The 15,250-nt window shown below is 70.8% G+C and carries 8 protein-coding genes; 3 read left to right on the plus strand and 5 right to left on the minus strand.

Features of this window, described 5'->3' with window-relative positions; all coding sequences use genetic code 11:
• Nucleotides 1-74: 74 nt before the first annotated feature.
• The gene (locus TSB10P1A_RS20555; RefSeq protein ID WP_186390090.1) at nt 75-1,415 is read left to right on the plus strand and encodes an aminotransferase class I/II-fold pyridoxal phosphate-dependent enzyme; all 1,341 of its coding nucleotides are present in this window, start codon (nt 75-77) and stop codon (nt 1,413-1,415) included.
• 9 nt (nt 1,416-1,424) lie between these two features.
• Here TSB10P1A_RS20555 and TSB10P1A_RS20560 read toward each other — a convergent pair whose 3' ends face one another.
• The 4 genes from TSB10P1A_RS20560 to TSB10P1A_RS20575 form a co-directional block, all read right to left on the minus strand.
• Nucleotides 1,425-3,056 (minus strand): hypothetical protein, encoded by a 1,632-nt coding sequence (locus TSB10P1A_RS20560; RefSeq protein ID WP_186389812.1) that lies wholly within the window; start codon nt 3,054-3,056, stop codon nt 1,425-1,427.
• Entirely contained in the window at nt 3,053-4,333 is a 1,281-nt protein-coding gene (locus TSB10P1A_RS20565) for a capsule biosynthesis protein (RefSeq protein ID WP_186389813.1), read from the minus strand. Before TSB10P1A_RS20565 ends, TSB10P1A_RS20560 begins: the two co-directional genes overlap by 4 nt.
• A gap of 1 nt (nt 4,334) precedes the next feature.
• Nucleotides 4,335-5,687, minus strand: a complete 1,353-nt coding sequence (locus tag TSB10P1A_RS20570; protein WP_186389814.1) for a capsule biosynthesis protein — start codon at nt 5,685-5,687, stop codon at nt 4,335-4,337.
• A gap of 87 nt (nt 5,688-5,774) precedes the next feature.
• The gene (locus TSB10P1A_RS20575; RefSeq protein WP_186389815.1) at nt 5,775-6,908 is read right to left on the minus strand and encodes a polysaccharide biosynthesis/export family protein; all 1,134 of its coding nucleotides are present in this window, start codon (nt 6,906-6,908) and stop codon (nt 5,775-5,777) included.
• Between the two features lie 459 nt (nt 6,909-7,367).
• On the opposite strand from TSB10P1A_RS20575, the gene TSB10P1A_RS20580 reads away from it, so the two are divergent.
• A complete protein-coding gene (locus tag TSB10P1A_RS20580) occupies nt 7,368-9,335 on the plus strand; it encodes an autotransporter assembly complex family protein (RefSeq protein WP_208987163.1) in 1,968 nt (655 codons plus the stop codon).
• A gap of 249 nt (nt 9,336-9,584) precedes the next feature.
• Nucleotides 9,585-13,634 carry a translocation/assembly module TamB domain-containing protein gene (locus tag TSB10P1A_RS20585; RefSeq protein ID WP_186389816.1) on the plus strand — a complete coding sequence of 1,350 codons (4,050 nt, stop codon included), beginning with the start codon at nt 9,585-9,587 and terminating at the stop codon, nt 13,632-13,634.
• Between the two features lie 477 nt (nt 13,635-14,111).
• Here TSB10P1A_RS20585 and TSB10P1A_RS20590 read toward each other — a convergent pair whose 3' ends face one another.
• Nucleotides 14,112-15,131, minus strand: a complete 1,020-nt coding sequence (locus tag TSB10P1A_RS20590) for an Ldh family oxidoreductase (RefSeq protein ID WP_186390092.1) — start codon at nt 15,129-15,131, stop codon at nt 14,112-14,114.
• Between the last annotated feature and the right edge of the window lie 119 nt (nt 15,132-15,250).

The raw sequence follows: 15,250 nt of genomic DNA on the forward strand, positions 1-15,250 counted from the left end.
GCGCAAGGCCCGGTTCTTGAGGAGAGGGAAACTTGGATCATCACGGCAGCAAGTCGGACGAGCGGCGCGAGCTGATGGCCAGTCTGCGCGCCGGTCACAAGGCGGCGCGCCAGCGCCAGCCCGCGCGCCCGGCCGCCCCGGTGCCGCCGCCGCCCGGCCCCGCCGCCTTCGACTTTTCCGAGCTGCCGCAGCTTCGCCAGTTGCGCATGCACCGGGCCGCGGCCGATCTCATCGGCCTCGACAATCCGTTCTTCCGCGCCCATGCGGGCGTTGCCGGCGCCACCACGGTGATCGACGGCCGGACCTTCGACAATTTCGCCTCCTACAACTATCTCGGGCTGAACGGCCATCCGGCGGTCAACGAGGCCGCCACCCGCGCCATCGCCACCTATGGCACCAGCGCCTCGGCCAGCCGCGTCGTCGCCGGCGAACGGCCGATCCACCGCGAGCTCGAGGACCGGCTCGCCCGCCTCCACGGCGTCGAGGACGCGGTGGTGATGGTCAGCGGCCATGCCACCAACGTCACCGTCATCGGCCACCTGATGAAGGGCGACGATCTCATCCTCACCGATTCCCTGGTGCACAATTCGGTCACCGAGGGGGCGCGCCTGTCGGGCGCGGCGCGGATGAACTTCCCGCATGGCGATCTCGACGCGCTGGAGCAACTGCTGTCGCAGAACCGGCACAAGTTCGACCATGTGCTGATCGTCGTCGAGGGCATCTACAGCATGGACGGGGACTATCCCGACCTTGCCCGCCTGATCCGGTTGAAGCAGAATTTCGACTGCTGGCTGCTCGTCGACGAGGCCCATTCGGTCGGCGTCCTCGGCGCCACCGGGCGCGGGCTCGCCGAGCAGTATTCCGTCGATCCGCGCAGCGTCGAGATGTGGATGGGGACGCTGTCGAAGACCTTCTCGGCCTGCGGCGGCTATATCGCCGGCTCCAAGGCCCTGTGCGACTATCTGCGCGCCACCGCGCCGGGCTTCGTCTTCTCCGTCGGCCTGTCGCCGGCGCTGGCCGGGGCGGCGATCGCCTCCGCCGACCTGATGGAGCGCGAGCCCGAGCGCGTGCAGCGGCTTGCCGCCAACGGCCAGCGCTTCCTGGGGCGGGCCCGCGCCGCCGGCCTCGACACCGGCCCCAGTGCCGGGCTCAGCGTCATTCCGGTCATCGTCGGCGATTCCATCGGCGCCGCAACGCTGTCCAACCGCTTGCTGGCACGCGGCATCAACGCCCTGCCCATCGTCTTCCCGGCGGTCGCGGAAAAATCCGCCCGCATCCGCTTCTTCATCACCAGCGAGCACAGCGCCGAGCAGATCGACCGCGCGGTCGATGCCACGGCCGAGGAACTGGCGAAGATGCGGGAAGAGAATGTCGGCTTCTCGTCGCTGGTCAAAAGCGTCCGCCAGACGAGTTAGGACGGCCAGCTAGAGCCCCAGCTTGCGCCCGAGCCACGACAGTTCCTGCCGGATCCGCGTTGCGATCCGGTGGCGGGTGCTCGCCCGCTGGCTTTCCAGCCGCGAAATCAGGAATTCCGGCCCGCACGGCACGAGGCTCACCGGATCGACCGTCAGCGGATAGTCGATGAAGGCGACATGGGCGAGCGTTGCGAGATCCAGCCGCCGCCCGCGCCTTGCGCAGTCCGTCAGGTCGTCCGTCAGCCCCCATCCGGCATAGAACGGCATACCGTAGACGGTGACGGGTTTGCCGCGCAGCAGCGCCTCGAAGCCGCTCAGCGAGGAGAAGGTCTCGACCCGGTCGGCGAGATCGACAAGGTCGAGAATATCGCAGCCCTCGACCACCTGATCGGCGAGCCCTTCGACCTCGCGCGGCTCCAGCCGACCGGCGCGCAGGCCTGCGGCCACATCCGGATGCGGCTTGAACAGGATATGCGCTTGCGGGTTGCGGGCGCGCACCTGGCGCAGCAGCTCCAGATTGACGTTCTGGCAAGCCGCGCAGTCGATCGTCGCCGACAGCGAGCGGCGCACGCCGGCATCGTCCGCCACCTGCCCCGGCACCAGGATCACCGTGCGGTCCCTCGGCACGCTCGGCAGCGCGCCCGTGCCGCCGACATTGTACTTGGTGACCCGCGCCTTGCGGATGCGGGCGATCAGCCCCTCCGCGCGGGCGCGTTCCACTGGCGACAGCACCCGTTCGCCCAGCAGCCGCTCCATGCGGCTTGGTCGCAGCGCGTCGAAATAGATGCCCTCGTCGTCGAAGCCGACCGAGGCCCCGCGCGCAAGACCCGCGCCGAGCCCGACCGAGCGCAGGAAGCCGTCCTCGATCCGCCACAGCTCGACGCCCGCGCGCGCCGCCGCCGCCTCGGCCTCCGCTGTGACCCCGGCCGCCCAGCCGAGCGCCCGTCCGCCCTCGCGCGCGGCGCGGGCCATCGCCTCGTCCGCGCTCGCACAGAAGGCGAAATCCCCGCCGGGGCCGGCCAGCGCGGCACGGATTGTCGCGTGGTTCCAGGACTTGGCGCCGAAGCAGAACAGCGGCTTTTGCGAAACCTCCGCCCGCCGCGCCGCCGCCGCCACCCCCTGCAGCGCCAGCACCGCCGGCAATGCGGCCGCCGCCTCGTAGGGCGAGGGATGGACATGCGCCAACGACAGCACCAGTTCCGCCCGGTTCTCGGCAACCCCGAAGCGCCGGCACAGCGCCGCACCCCAGCCGGCCGTGTCCTCACCAGTGCCCGCTTCACCAGTGCCCGCTTCCAGCGCCGCCACCGCCGCCGTGATCGCCGCAGCCTCGCCGTCTCTCAGGACCGTCGCCGGATCGACCGGCAGGAGCGCCGCCACCAGCGTCTCGCTTGCCAGCGGCGCCGGCGGCGCCTCGAGCCGCAGCAGCCCGGCCAGCAGCAGCGGAGTGCCGGCCTCCGCCGCCTGCCGCGCGCCCTCTTGCACCTCGCCGCTGCCGGCACGGCAGACCAGCCCCTCGCCCTTTTTCGGCGACCGGGTCGCCGTCACCGCCGGCGCGCCGAGCATCGCGGCGAGCACCGCGGCATGCGGCCGAAGCCCCTTATCCACCAGCAGCCAGCGCCGGCATTTCGGCGACGCGCTCACAGCGGCACCCCCAGCGCGCGGGCGCGGGCAAGGCGCGGCGGCGGCTCGACATGCCAGTCCGGATCGGGCGCGGTCCCGTCCAGCAGCCGCGCGCTCATCGTCGCGGCGGCCTCGTCCAGCCCCGCGCGATTGTGGATCGAGCCGCGCAGTTGCGAGCTTGCCACCACCACTTTCAGAAAATCGGCGAGCAGCGCCGGATCGGGCGGCTCCGGCGCCCGCCAGAACTCGGCGAGCGGCTCGCGATTGGTCAGCCCCGCCATGTCGTAGAGCGCCGGCGTCAGCACCGCGACCGGCACGCCGGCCCGCAGCGCGTCGAGCCCGGCGGTCGAATTCACCGTCACCAACCCGGCAAGGCGCGGGAACAGCGCTGCCAGCGAGCCGCCGTCGAGGAAGGCAATCCGGCCCCGATCCGCGCCCGCGTGCCGCGCGATCTCGGCCCGCCAGTCGACCGCGCCATTGTCGAGCGGATGCGCCTTCACCACCAGCCGGGCCGCATTCGGCGCGCCGTCGCGAAAGGCGGCGATCACATGGGCCAGCGCCGCGCGCATCGTGCCGAATTGCGACTGCGCCAGGATCTGGTAATCCCCCTCCACCTGCAGCGGCAGCAGGAACAGCGGTCCGTCGCCCGCCAAGAGCGCCGCCTCGATGCGCGCCGCCTCGCTCCTGCGCCGCCGCTCGCCGGCGAGCCGAAGCACCCAGGCAAGGTAATCGGCGAGCGGATGGCTCGGCGTGTGCCGGCGATAGAAGGGATGCAGCGGAAAGCCCGCCACATTCGGCAGATGATAGGCAATGTCCTGCCAGGCCTCCAGCGCGAAGGAACCGGGATGGCGCGGCGACAGGTCCGGTTCGCCCAGCCGCGCCGCCGCCCGGCGGATCGCCGCCGGGTCGTCCGGCAGCCGGCTCAGCACGCCGAGCCCGCCGCGCGCCAGCGTCATGTAGCCCGGCCGCAGCAGGCCGAGTTCGGTCACATGCACCGCAATCCCGCGCGCCTCGGCTTGCAGCACCGCCGGGCGGTGATAGGGCCGCGTGTCACCATGCAGCACGAGGTCGGTGACAGCGCCCTCCGCCATCAGCCGCGCCGCCTCGGCCGGCCAGTCGGCAAGGCGCCCGCGCCAGAACCGGCACTCGCGCCCGTGCCAGCGCAGCCAGTCGCCGCTGCAGAAGTTGACCCGCGTCACCCGGTGACCGGCCGCCGCCAGTCTTTCGCCGATCCTGCGGTAGAGCGGCGACAGCGGCCCCTGCAGGAACAGGAAATGCCGGGCGCGGCTGCCGCGCATCTCAGCCGCGCCAGGCACGCCACCACCGCCCGACGCGCCCGCGCGCCCGCATTTCCTCGGCAAAACTCATCGGAATGCCGAGCCGCCGGGCCTTTTCCGTGCGCGGCGCCGGGCGCACGCAGGCGGCGGGCTCGTTGATGCCGTTCTGCGTCAGCCGCCGCGCCAACTCGTCGGCGGCGGCCTGCTTGCCCTCGTCCGTGTAGAAATTGCCCTGGATCTGGATCGCGTGGCCCATCAGCCGCTGCACCGCGTCGTAGACGCCGGCATCGGGCGCCTGCGGCGTCCTCCAGAACCGGTCGAGCGGCAGTTGGCAGGTCAGGCCCGGCAGGTCGTAGACGGCAACGCCGAGGATCTTCACCGGGCAGCCGAGCCGCACCGCGTGCAGGCCCGTCGTCGAGTTGACCATCAGCGCGCCGGAGGCGTGTTCCAGCAGCGTCACCAGATGGCCGCCATCGACCAGATGCACCCGGTGCTTGACCTTGTGCTTGCGGGCGAGCTGGCGGACGATCCGCCCCCACGGCTCGATGCCCTGGTCCATCGGGTGGATCTTGACCACCAGATGCGCCGCCAGATGCGCATGCGCGGCGAAGGAAGCCAGCACCTCGTCCAGCGCCTCGGCGAGATGGCCGTATTGCGAATTGTAGCGGAGCTGGTAGTCGCTCTGGAGCTGCAGCGGGAAGACGAAATACGGGCAGCGCGACTCGATCAGGTCGGCGATCAGGATGTTGGCGTTGCGGTCGCGGCTGCGGGCGAAGACCAGCCGCGGCACCATCGCCAGATATTCGAAGATCGGGTGATAGAACTTGTCCTGGGTGAAGCGCGGCCAGAACAGGAAGACGATGGAATTGACGAGGTGGAACACCACCTCGTGCATCGCCTCCAGCCAGAACGGATGGCGATAGCGCACCGTCAGGTCGATGGGGGCGAGCACCGAGGCCGCCTCGCGGATCGCCGCCACGTCGTCGGGAAACAGCGAGCGCGCCGACATGCCGTCGAGTTCGGCGGTGATCCAGTCGGGCCGCAGATAGCCGTTCTCATAGGCGACGGTGCGCAGGCCGAGCCGGCCGGCCAGCTCGATCGCCGCCGAATGGTAGGGAAAGCGGTCCTGGTAGAAGACGATGTCGGTGACGCCGTGCTTGCGGACATAGGCCTCCAGGAAGGCCGGCCAGTCCGTCAGGCTGCCGCGATAGCTGGTGCAGCGGGCATCGTGCCACAGCAGCCAGTCGGAGAGGCTGAGATTGATGCGCAAGCTGCGGTGGCCGCGCGCCTCCAGCGCATCGGCGACGACGCGCGGAAAATCCGAGGGCGGACCCTGCAGGAACAGAACCGTGCGCGTTGGCGTCTCTTGCGGCATGTCAGGCGTCCAGTGCGACGCGGGCACGGCGGCGGGCCAGCGTCTGCATCACCGGCGGACGTCCCCTCGCCGGGGCGAGGTCCGACGTCAATTGCTGGCCAGCGCATCGATCGATCTGGCACTGGTCAGCAGCGGGCCGATGATCTGCAGGAACTTGCCGAACTCCGCCGTCGGATGGTTGGCGACGTAGATGATGTCCTTGTCGCGCATCTCCAGCGAACGGGCCAGGAAAAACGCCTCGGCCGCGCGCAGGTTCAGCTTGTAGACCACCGGAACGCGGCTCTTGGAGAACCTTTTCGCCACCTCTTCGCCGCGGATCTTGCGGATCAGCTCCCGGTCCTCGTAGCGGAACAGGAAGATGCCGCCGGCATCGGCGAAGAAGTCCTTGAGGCCGCCGACCTGGGCCAGGCCCTCGGCCAGCGTCACCGACTCGGTCTTGAACGGCACGAGCTGGGTGCTCTGGACCGCGCCGAAGGCGGAGAAGGTGCGCGGCTTGTGCGTCACCAGCACATTGTCGCCCGGCGTCAGCCAGATGTTGTTTTCCGGATATTCGATCAGGTCGACGAGGCGGGCCTCGCCGGAGCGCGAGCCGCGCTTGACCGTCACCACCGTCTCGTAGGTCGCCTCGCGCGAGCCGCCGGCCCGCGCCACCGCTTCCAGCAGGCGCATGCCGCGCACCGACATGGTGTACTGGCCGGGCTTCATCACGTCGCCGACGACGACGACGCCGCTGCTCTCGTTGCCTTCCACCAGCACCAGCACCTGCGGCTCGATCGCCTTGCCCTTCAGCCGTTCCTGGATGGAGGAGCGCAGGCCCTCGACCGTCAGGCCGTTGGCCTGGATGCGGCCGGCATAGGGAATGAAGATATGGCCGGTCTCGTCGACCACCACCGGCACCGAGACGTTCTTGCCGTCGGCGGTGGAGAACAGGCCTTCCGGCGCCGCTTCCCAGATCGTCACGACCAGGCGGTCGCCGATGCCGACGCGGGTCGAGCGGCCGGCGCCCGGCACGGAGGCGAAATGGCGCGAGAACGGTGCCGGGCGATAGTCGTGCACGGCGGCGACCGTCTGCCGGTCGAGTGTCAGAAGAACGTAGTTGGAGCTGAGAGCGTCGCCCTCGATCTCCTCGGAGGTGATGGTGATCGCGGCTGGTCCCTGCCCTGGCAGGCCTGCACAGCCCGCAAGCGAAAACGCAAGGAAAACAGGGATCAGAAAACGCATCAAGGCCTCGGTAGTGACAATGCGGACGTGTCACGCCCGCTTCTGTTAGCACCCTCGCGGGCGGGTGTCCAAGGCGGATGGGCGCACGCATCCGCATGTCCGGCACCTGTTGTCGAACGGCAACATTGTTTACCCGATTGGTTAATCAAACAAAAAGTGAATCTGACAAAATTGCCCCGATTTTCAGGCATTTGTGCGAAGCGGCAAAAGCGGCTCGCAAAGTGTCGCGGCCCGCCGGCGCGGCGCGCGGCGCCCCTTGCCGACACCGCCGGCCGCGTCCGTGGCGAGGGCGCTGCGGGGGCGCGGGAGTCGTCAAAGCGGATGAAACATGCCATATGGTGGCGGACCTGGACCGCGAAGGTCCGGCCGGTTCAGATCCGGTCAACCATTCGGGTCTAACCTTGGTTTACCATAGGGGCGATGACGGACCTCTCGGGTTCAACCGGAACAGGATATCTCGTGCGTATCAACGAGATCCGGGCAGCGTCCCCGCTGGCGTCGATGGCGGGGGATGCGGAAGACGCGCGGCGGCAGGCTCGCCGGCGCGCGCTTTGTGCTGCCCTGCTGGCCGGCACCCTGTTCAGCCTGCCGCCCGCCCCGGCGCAGGCGCTCGACCTGTTCGGGTGGTGGCCCTTCGGCTCTTCGCGCGGCGAATCGGAAACCGCCGTCGTCGATCCCTTCCCCTACACGGTCGCCCTGACGCTGACCGGCGGCGACGCCGATCTCAAGGAGAAGCTGGAGTCCGCCTCGCTCCTCGTCGACGACGCCGAGCGCCCGCCCTCCGGCGAGGCCGGGCTGATCGCCCGCGCCAATTCCGACTTCGAGCGTCTCGTCGGCCGGCTCTATGTCGAGGGCTACTATGCCGGCACGGTCGATATCCGCATTGCCGGACTGACGCTGGAGGCGGCGCTGCGCATGCCCTCCCTGCCCGGCCCGCGCCCCGTCCCGGTGGCGATCCGGGTGTCGGCGGGGCCGCTCTTCACCTTCGGCAAGCTCTCCGTCGAGAGCGAAGGCCCGGCCGGACAGGTCGGCTCGCCGCAAAGCTACGGGCTGGTGCCGGGCGACACCGCCAACTCGGACAAGGTGCTGCGCGCCGAGCAGCGGATCGTCGCCGACCTGAAGGCGACCGGCCATCCCTTCGCGCGGATCGAGCGGCGCGAGATCGTCGCCGACCACGCCACCAACCGGCTCGACGTGCGCCTCGTCGCCGCGCCCGGCGAGGCCGCCCGGTTCGGCGCCGTCTCCGTCTCCGGCACCGAGGTGACGGATCCCGATTTCGTCGTCACCCAGGCGATGCTGCCGGAGGGCGAGGCCTATTCGCCGCAGGCGATCGACCGGGCGACCAAGCGGCTCTCCGATCTCGGCATCTTTTCCTCCGTGCGCATCGTGCCGGGCGAGCAGGTCGGCCCGGACGGGCGGCTGCCGATGACCATCGAAGTGTCGGAGCGCAAGCGCAACGTCATCGGCGTCGGCGCCAACTGGTCGAGTTCGGAAGGCTTCGGCGTCGAGTCCTACTGGCGCCGGCGCAACCTGTTCGGCCGCGGCGAATTGCTCAGCCTCGAGGGCTCGATCGGCCGTCTGGGCGACAACAGCCTGTCGGACCTGGAATATGCCGCCCGCATCGCCTTCGAGAAGCCCGGCGCCTTCGGGCCGCTGACCACCTTCACGACCAGCCTCAGCGCCAAGCAGGAAATTCCGGACGCCTATCGCAGCCGCCACGTCACGCTGGATGCCTTCGTCCGCCGCGAGTTCAGCGAGCATCTGTCGGCGCGGGTCGGCGCCGAGGTGCAGTTCGCCGACGAGACCGACGTGTTCGGCAAGCGCACCTACCTGCTCGGCGGCGTCATCGGCGAACTCGCCTACGACACCCGCGACGACAGGCTGAACCCGACAAAGGGCCTCAACGCCGTCATCTTCGCCGAACCGGCCTATGACGCCCGCGGCAAGACCTTCATGCTGTTCACCCGGGGACAAGTCGCCGCCTATCAGGCGCTGGACGATGCCAGGCGCTTCGTGCTTGCCGGCCGCGTCGGCGCCGGCAGCATCGTCGCGCCGTCCGTGCGGTCGGTGCCGGCGGCCCGCCGCTTCTTCTCCGGCGGCGGCGGCTCGATCCGCGGCTATGCCTATCGCAATGTCGGGCCGCGGCTCGGCGGCGAGGTCACCGGCGGCCGCTCCTATGTGGAGGCCTCGGCAGAAATCCGGATGAAAGTCACCGACACGATCGGCCTTGTCGGCTTCGTCGATGCGGGCAACAGCTTCAGTTCGATCTATCCGGATTTCTCGCAAGGGTTGAAGGTCGGCGTCGGCGCCGGCATCCGCTACTTCACCCCGGTCGGGCCGCTGCGGCTGGACGTCGCCGTGCCGCTCAACCCGGAGAAGGACGACCCGAGTTTCGCCGTCTATGTCGGCCTCAGCCAGGCGTTCTGATTTTGAGAAATTGAGACGGGTTGGGCGGCAAAAACGCAAAATTTCTCGAAATTTTGCAAAATCCGTCTCGAAATTCGATTCCGTGAATCATTTCAGTGATATGGATCGGAACGATGAGCTTCCGATTCCGATTCAACGACTTGAGAGACCGAATCAGGTCGCCGCTGCGATGCGCCATGATTTCGCTTCAACAGCGCGGCATAAGTCTTTCGATGAAGACTCGTTTTCCCCGTCGCGGGGGCGCCTGAGGTGACCGCGCCGTCGCCCCGCCGCCGCCGCTCCGTCCTGCGCACCGCCGCCCGGCTGCTGCTGCGCACGGTCCTCGCCGTCGTGGTGCTGGTGCCGCTGCTCGCCCTTGGCCTCCTCGGCGCGCTGCAGACGCAGGCCGGCCGGGACGCGGTCGTCGCCATCGTCAACGGCCTTGCCAGCGACGCCGACGGCGGTGTCCGCCTCGCCGGTCTCAGGGTCGGCTGGGGTCTCGACGCCTCGCTCGAGCGGGTCGAGGTTTGGGATGCGCAAGGCCCCTATCTCGCGGTCGAGCAGGCCCGGCTCGCCTGGCATCCGCTGGCGCTGCTGTCCGGCAGGGTCGATGTCGAGACGCTTGACGTTGCGCGCGTGTCGCTCGACCGGCTGCCGGTCGAGAGCGAGACGGAGGGCACCGACAGCGGCGCGCTGCCGCTGCTGCCCTTCCGCCTCGGCCGGGCGCAGGTCGAGGAGATCGCCATCGGTGAGGCCGTCGTCGGCGCGCCGGTGCGCCTCACCGCGCAGGCGCGGGCGAGCCTCTCCGAGGCACCGCGCGCGGCCACTGCCGAGCTCTCCGTCAGCCGCATCGACGGCACGCCGGGCGATGTCGCGGCGACGGTCCGCTTCCTGCCGCAGGCGGAGGAACTGTTCTTCGACGTGAGGGTGGAGGAGCCGCGCGGCGGGCTTGCCGCCCGGCTGTTGCAGATCGAGGGCCTGCCGGCGCTGGACGTGACGCTGAAGGGCGACGGGCCGCTCGACGACTGGCAGGCGCAGCTTGCGCTGGCGCTCGACGGGCGCACCGAGATCTCCGGCACCGCCCGTCTCGCCGAGGCCGGCGACACCCGCCGCCTGACGGCGCGGCTGGAGGGCGACGTCGCCGCCCTCGCCCCGCCGGTCGCCGCCGCCCTCGTCATGGGCCGCACGGTGCTCGATGCCGACGTGGTCTTCGCCCGCGATTTCGCGCCGCGGCGGGCGACCGGCACCCTGACGACCGGCACGCTGTCCGCCGACTTCCGCGCCGACCTGCCCGAGGACGGGCGGATCGATGCCGGCGCCGAACTGCGCCTGTCCGCCGGCGAGGGATCGATGATCGGCGTGGAACTGCCCGGCCGGCTGATCGCCATCGGCGAGAGCGAGTTGAGGCTGACGGCGCGCGGCCCGCGCGAGGCGCTGGACTGGGCGCTTGCCCTCGACACCGCGCGGCTGCAGACGGCGGAGGCCCGTCTCGACGGCCTCGCCCTGCGGCTCGAGGGCGAAAACCTCGACACGACGGCAAGGACTGTCCGTCCCGACGTCGCCCTCCGGCTGACCGCCCGCCATGTCGCGCCGCTGATCGAGGGGGCGGAGATGCTCGCCGGGCCGCTGGCGCTCGACGCGCGTGCCGCCGTCGACCCTTCCGCTCCGGGCGCCGAAATCTCCGATCTGACCCTGACGCTCACCGGCATCGAGGCGCGGATGGACGGCACGCTGACGGCCGAGACCATCGACGCCAGCTACACCGTGACGCTCGCCGATCTTGCCCGCTTCGTTCCCGAACTGACGGGCGGCGCGCAGATCGAGGGCACCGCGACCGGCGCCCTCGCCGGCCCGGACATCGCCGCGACGCTCAAGGCCGAGGCGCTGCAGCTTGCCGGCAAGCCGGTCACCGATCTGGAGATCGACATCGACGGCACGACCGCGCCGGAGGCGCTGTCGGCCCGCATCATCGCCCATGGCACGGTCGACGGCCATCGGCTGAACGCGCTGGTCGACGCCAGGCCGAAGGAGGCCGGCGTCACGATCCCGACCTTCTCGCTCGCGGCCGGGGACAACCGGATCACCGGCGCCTTCGAGATCGGCGAGCTTGCGGACGCGCTCGGCACGCTCACCGGCACGCTCGACATCGCCGCGCCGAACCTCTCCGAACTTTCCGCCCTGGCGCTGACCGAGCTGGACGGCGCCCTGTCGGGCACATTGGCGCTGACGGGAACGGGCGCGGCGCAGCGGGCGGACCTCACCCTTGCGGGCGAGGATCTTTCGGTCGCCGGCACCCGCATCGCGCGGCTGTCCGCGTCCGGCACGGCGCGCGGCGACCTTACAGCGCCGACGCTGTCGGGCGAAGCAAGGCTCAGTGGCATCCTCGCCGGCGACACGTTGATCGAGACGGTGACCGCGACCGCGACCTCGCAGGGAACGCGCACCGACCTCCGGCTGGATGCCCGCCTGGCGCAGGGAAGCAATGCCGATGGCGTCGCGCTGACCGCCGCGCTGGAGCCGTCGGACAGCGGGTTGGCCTTGCAGCTTTCCGCGCTCGACGGGCGCTATCGCGGTCTCGCCGCCCGGCTGGCGCAGCCCTCGCGCATCACCCTTGCCGACGGCATCACCAGCATCGAGGGTCTCGGGCTGCTGATCGGCGGCGGCCGCATCGACATCAGCGGCACCGCCGGCGAGCGGCTTGCCATCGACGCGAGGATAAATGCCCTGCCGCTGACGGCGCTCGGTCCCCTTGCCCCCGGCGTTTCGCCCACCGGCAGCGCCTCGGGCACGGTCACGTTGCGCGGTGCTGCCGCCGATCCGCAGGCCGAATGGTCGCTGACGGTCGCCGACCTTTCCGCCGCGCCCTTGCGCGACAACGGCCTTGCCGCCGTCGGCCTGCGCTCCACCGGCCGGTTCCAGGCCGGCCGGATCACCCAGACCACCGACATCACCGGCGCCGACGGTCTGGCGCTCACCGCCGCCGGCACCGTCGCCATTACGGCGCCTGGTGCCCTCGACATCACGGTGAGCGGCAACGTGCCGGTCAGCGCGGCGCGCCAGCGGCTGATCCTGTCCGGCTTTTCCGGCCAGGGCGGGCTCGCCGTCTCCGGCCGGGTCACCGGCCCCTTCGCCGCGCCGCGCTACAGTCTCACCCTGCAGCCGCGCGGCTTGTCGCTGACCCAGCTCGCCTCCGGCCTCACCTTGCAGAATTTCGCCGGCAGCATCGCCGTCGACACGTCAGGTGTTGCGATCAACGATCTTACCGCGGCCATCGCCGCCGGGGGCAACCTTTCGGCGAACGGGCGCATCGGCCTGGATGCCGGCATGCCGGCGGACCTGCGTGTGCAGGTGCGCGAGGGGAGCTACACCGACGGGCGCATCGTCCAGGCGGTGCTCGGCGCCGACCTGCGCCTGACCGGCCCGCTCGCCGACCCGGCGCGCGGCGCGCGGCTGGAGGGTAGCGTCTCCATCGCCCGTGCGGATATCACCATTCCCAGCACCCTGCCCGGCGCCATCGATCCGGTGTCGGTCACCCATGTCAACGCGCCGGAGGCGGTGCGGCAGCAGGAGGCGGCGCTGGCGCGCGACAGCGGCGGGACAGGCGGCGGCGGCCGGCCGATCGGTCTCGACATCAACGTGTCGGCGCCGGGACGCATCTTCGTGCGCGGACGCGGCCTCGACGCGGAGATGGGCGGCTCCCTGCGCATCGTCGGCACCACCGCCGACCCGCAGGCCGTCGGCTCCTTCTCCATGCGGCGCGGGCTGCTGCAGGTGCTGACCCGGCGCGTCCAGTTCAACCGCGGCGATGTCGGCTTCACCGGCTCCCTGATGCCGCGGCTCAACTTCGCCGCCACCTCGCAGACCAGCAGCGCGGCGGTCACCATCACGGTGACCGGCGAGGCGGCGCAGCCACGGATCGCCTTCACCTCCTCGCCGCAACTGCCGCAGGACGAGGTGCTGGCGCAATTCCTGTTCGACCGGTCGATGAGCCAGCTCTCGCCGACGCAGATCGCCCAGCTCGGCGCCTCGGTGCTGGCGCTCACCGGCGGCAGCACCGAAGGCCCGCTCGGGGCGCTGCGCCAGTCGCTCGGGGTCGATGCCATCGACCTGGAGACGGACGGCACCTCCGGCCCCTCGCTCGCGGTCGGCAAATATCTCAGCGACAACATCTATCTCGGCGTCAAACAGGGCACGGAGGCCGGCTCCAGCCGCGTCACCGTCGACATCGACGTCACCCGGTCGCTGAAGCTGCGCGGCGAGGTCGGCGCCGACGGCGAGTCCAAGGCCGGCATCTTCTTCGAGCGCGAATTCGGCAGGTAGCGGGCTGCCTGCCGCCGCTGCCTGTCGGCCCCTTCGCCCCGCCCTCTCCCTTCGTCATTCCGGGCAAGCGAAGCCGCGCTCCGGAACCGGGGAGCCACGGCGGTCGTGGTGTCTTTCGGGAGCGCGTCCGCAAGCGCCCTCGGCTCCCCGATCCCGGCTCGGCGCTCGCGCACCGTCCGGAAGGACGCGCGAGAGGACTGCGCGCCTCGCCGCCGCTCTGGCAACCAATAGGCCCCGGCTCTGCGCTCGCGCTTGGCCGGGGTGACGGCCGAGGGGATGCGAGGCGGCGCCTCTCACTCAGGATGTCGTCCCGGCCGTAGGCGAAGCCGGAGAGCCGGGAACCATTGGCAACCTCGGCAGGTGTTTTTTGCTCCAACCTCCCCAAGCGTCATTCCGGGCAAGCGAAGCGCGATCCACCCCAACGGAACCGGAGAGCCACGCCGGCCGGGGCGCCTTCTATCCGGGCCGGCGCGCGCCTCACGCCTCGCGCCAGTTGTCCCCGGCGAGCGCGATGATTTCCGCGTGGATTGGCGCCGGGATCGACACTCCCTCGCGGGCGGCGCGAGCGCGTGCCTCGAGCCGGCGCGAGCCCGGCAGGCGCACCCCGTCCTGCGCCTCGATCGCCGCGACCAGCGTCGCCATCCGCTCGCCATAGGCGCCGTCGGAACTCAGGCCCGGATCGATGGCGATGACCGTCTGGCCGAGGTCGGGCGCGGCCCCTTCCCCCGTGAACAAGCTGGAGGCCTCGAAGGCAAGGCTGGCGCCGACCAGCGCGGCGGCCATCACCTCGACCATCAGCGCCAGCGCCGCGCCCTTGGCCTCGCCGATGGGGATCATCGTCCCGGCCATGCCGGCATCGGCATCGGTCGTCGGGTTGCCGTCGACATCGAGCGCCCAGCCTTCCGGGATCGGCTTGCCGGCCTTTTGCGCCGCCATGATCCGCCCGCGCGCCACGCGCGAGACGGCGAGATCGATGACCAGCGGCGCCCGCCCCTCGGACAGCGGCGCGGCGAAGGCGATCGGGTTGGTGCCGAACAGCGGCTTGCTGCCGCCCCAGGGGGCGATGGCCTTGGGCGCATTGCCGAAGACGAAGGCGACGAGGCCCTTTTCCGCCAGTTTCTCGCAATGGGCGCCGGCCTGGCCGAAGTGGTGCGAGCGGCGGATGGCGGCAAGGCCGATGCCGGTCTCCGCGACGATGCCGGGCAGCGCGTCGATGACCAGATCGAAGGCCGGATAGGCAAAGCCGAGGCCGGCATCGACCCGCAGCAGGGCCGGCGCGGGGCGCGAGAACTCCGGCACCGCATGGCCGTCGACCTTGCCGGTCCGCGACTGCGCCGCATAGGAGGGCACGCGCGACAGGCCATGGCCGGCCTGGCCGTCGGCCTCGGCGGCAACGAGGGCGCGGGCGACGGCTTCGGCGTTTTCCGGCGAGGTGTCGGCGGCGATGAGGGCGGCGCGGGCCAGCGCGCCGGCCTCGTCCAGCGTCAGGGAGATCATGGAGGTCATGGCGAGCTTTCGTCTGTGGGGGCCGGCGGCGGCAGCGCGCCGGGTCTTCCCGCCGTTTAGACCGCTTCGTCCCGCGCGAAAAGGGGAAAGCCGCGCGTGTCGCGGCCCCG

Source organism: Stappia sp. TSB10P1A, from assembly GCF_900185725.1.
In the GTDB taxonomy this organism is placed as follows: Bacteria; Pseudomonadota; Alphaproteobacteria; order Rhizobiales; family Stappiaceae; genus Stappia.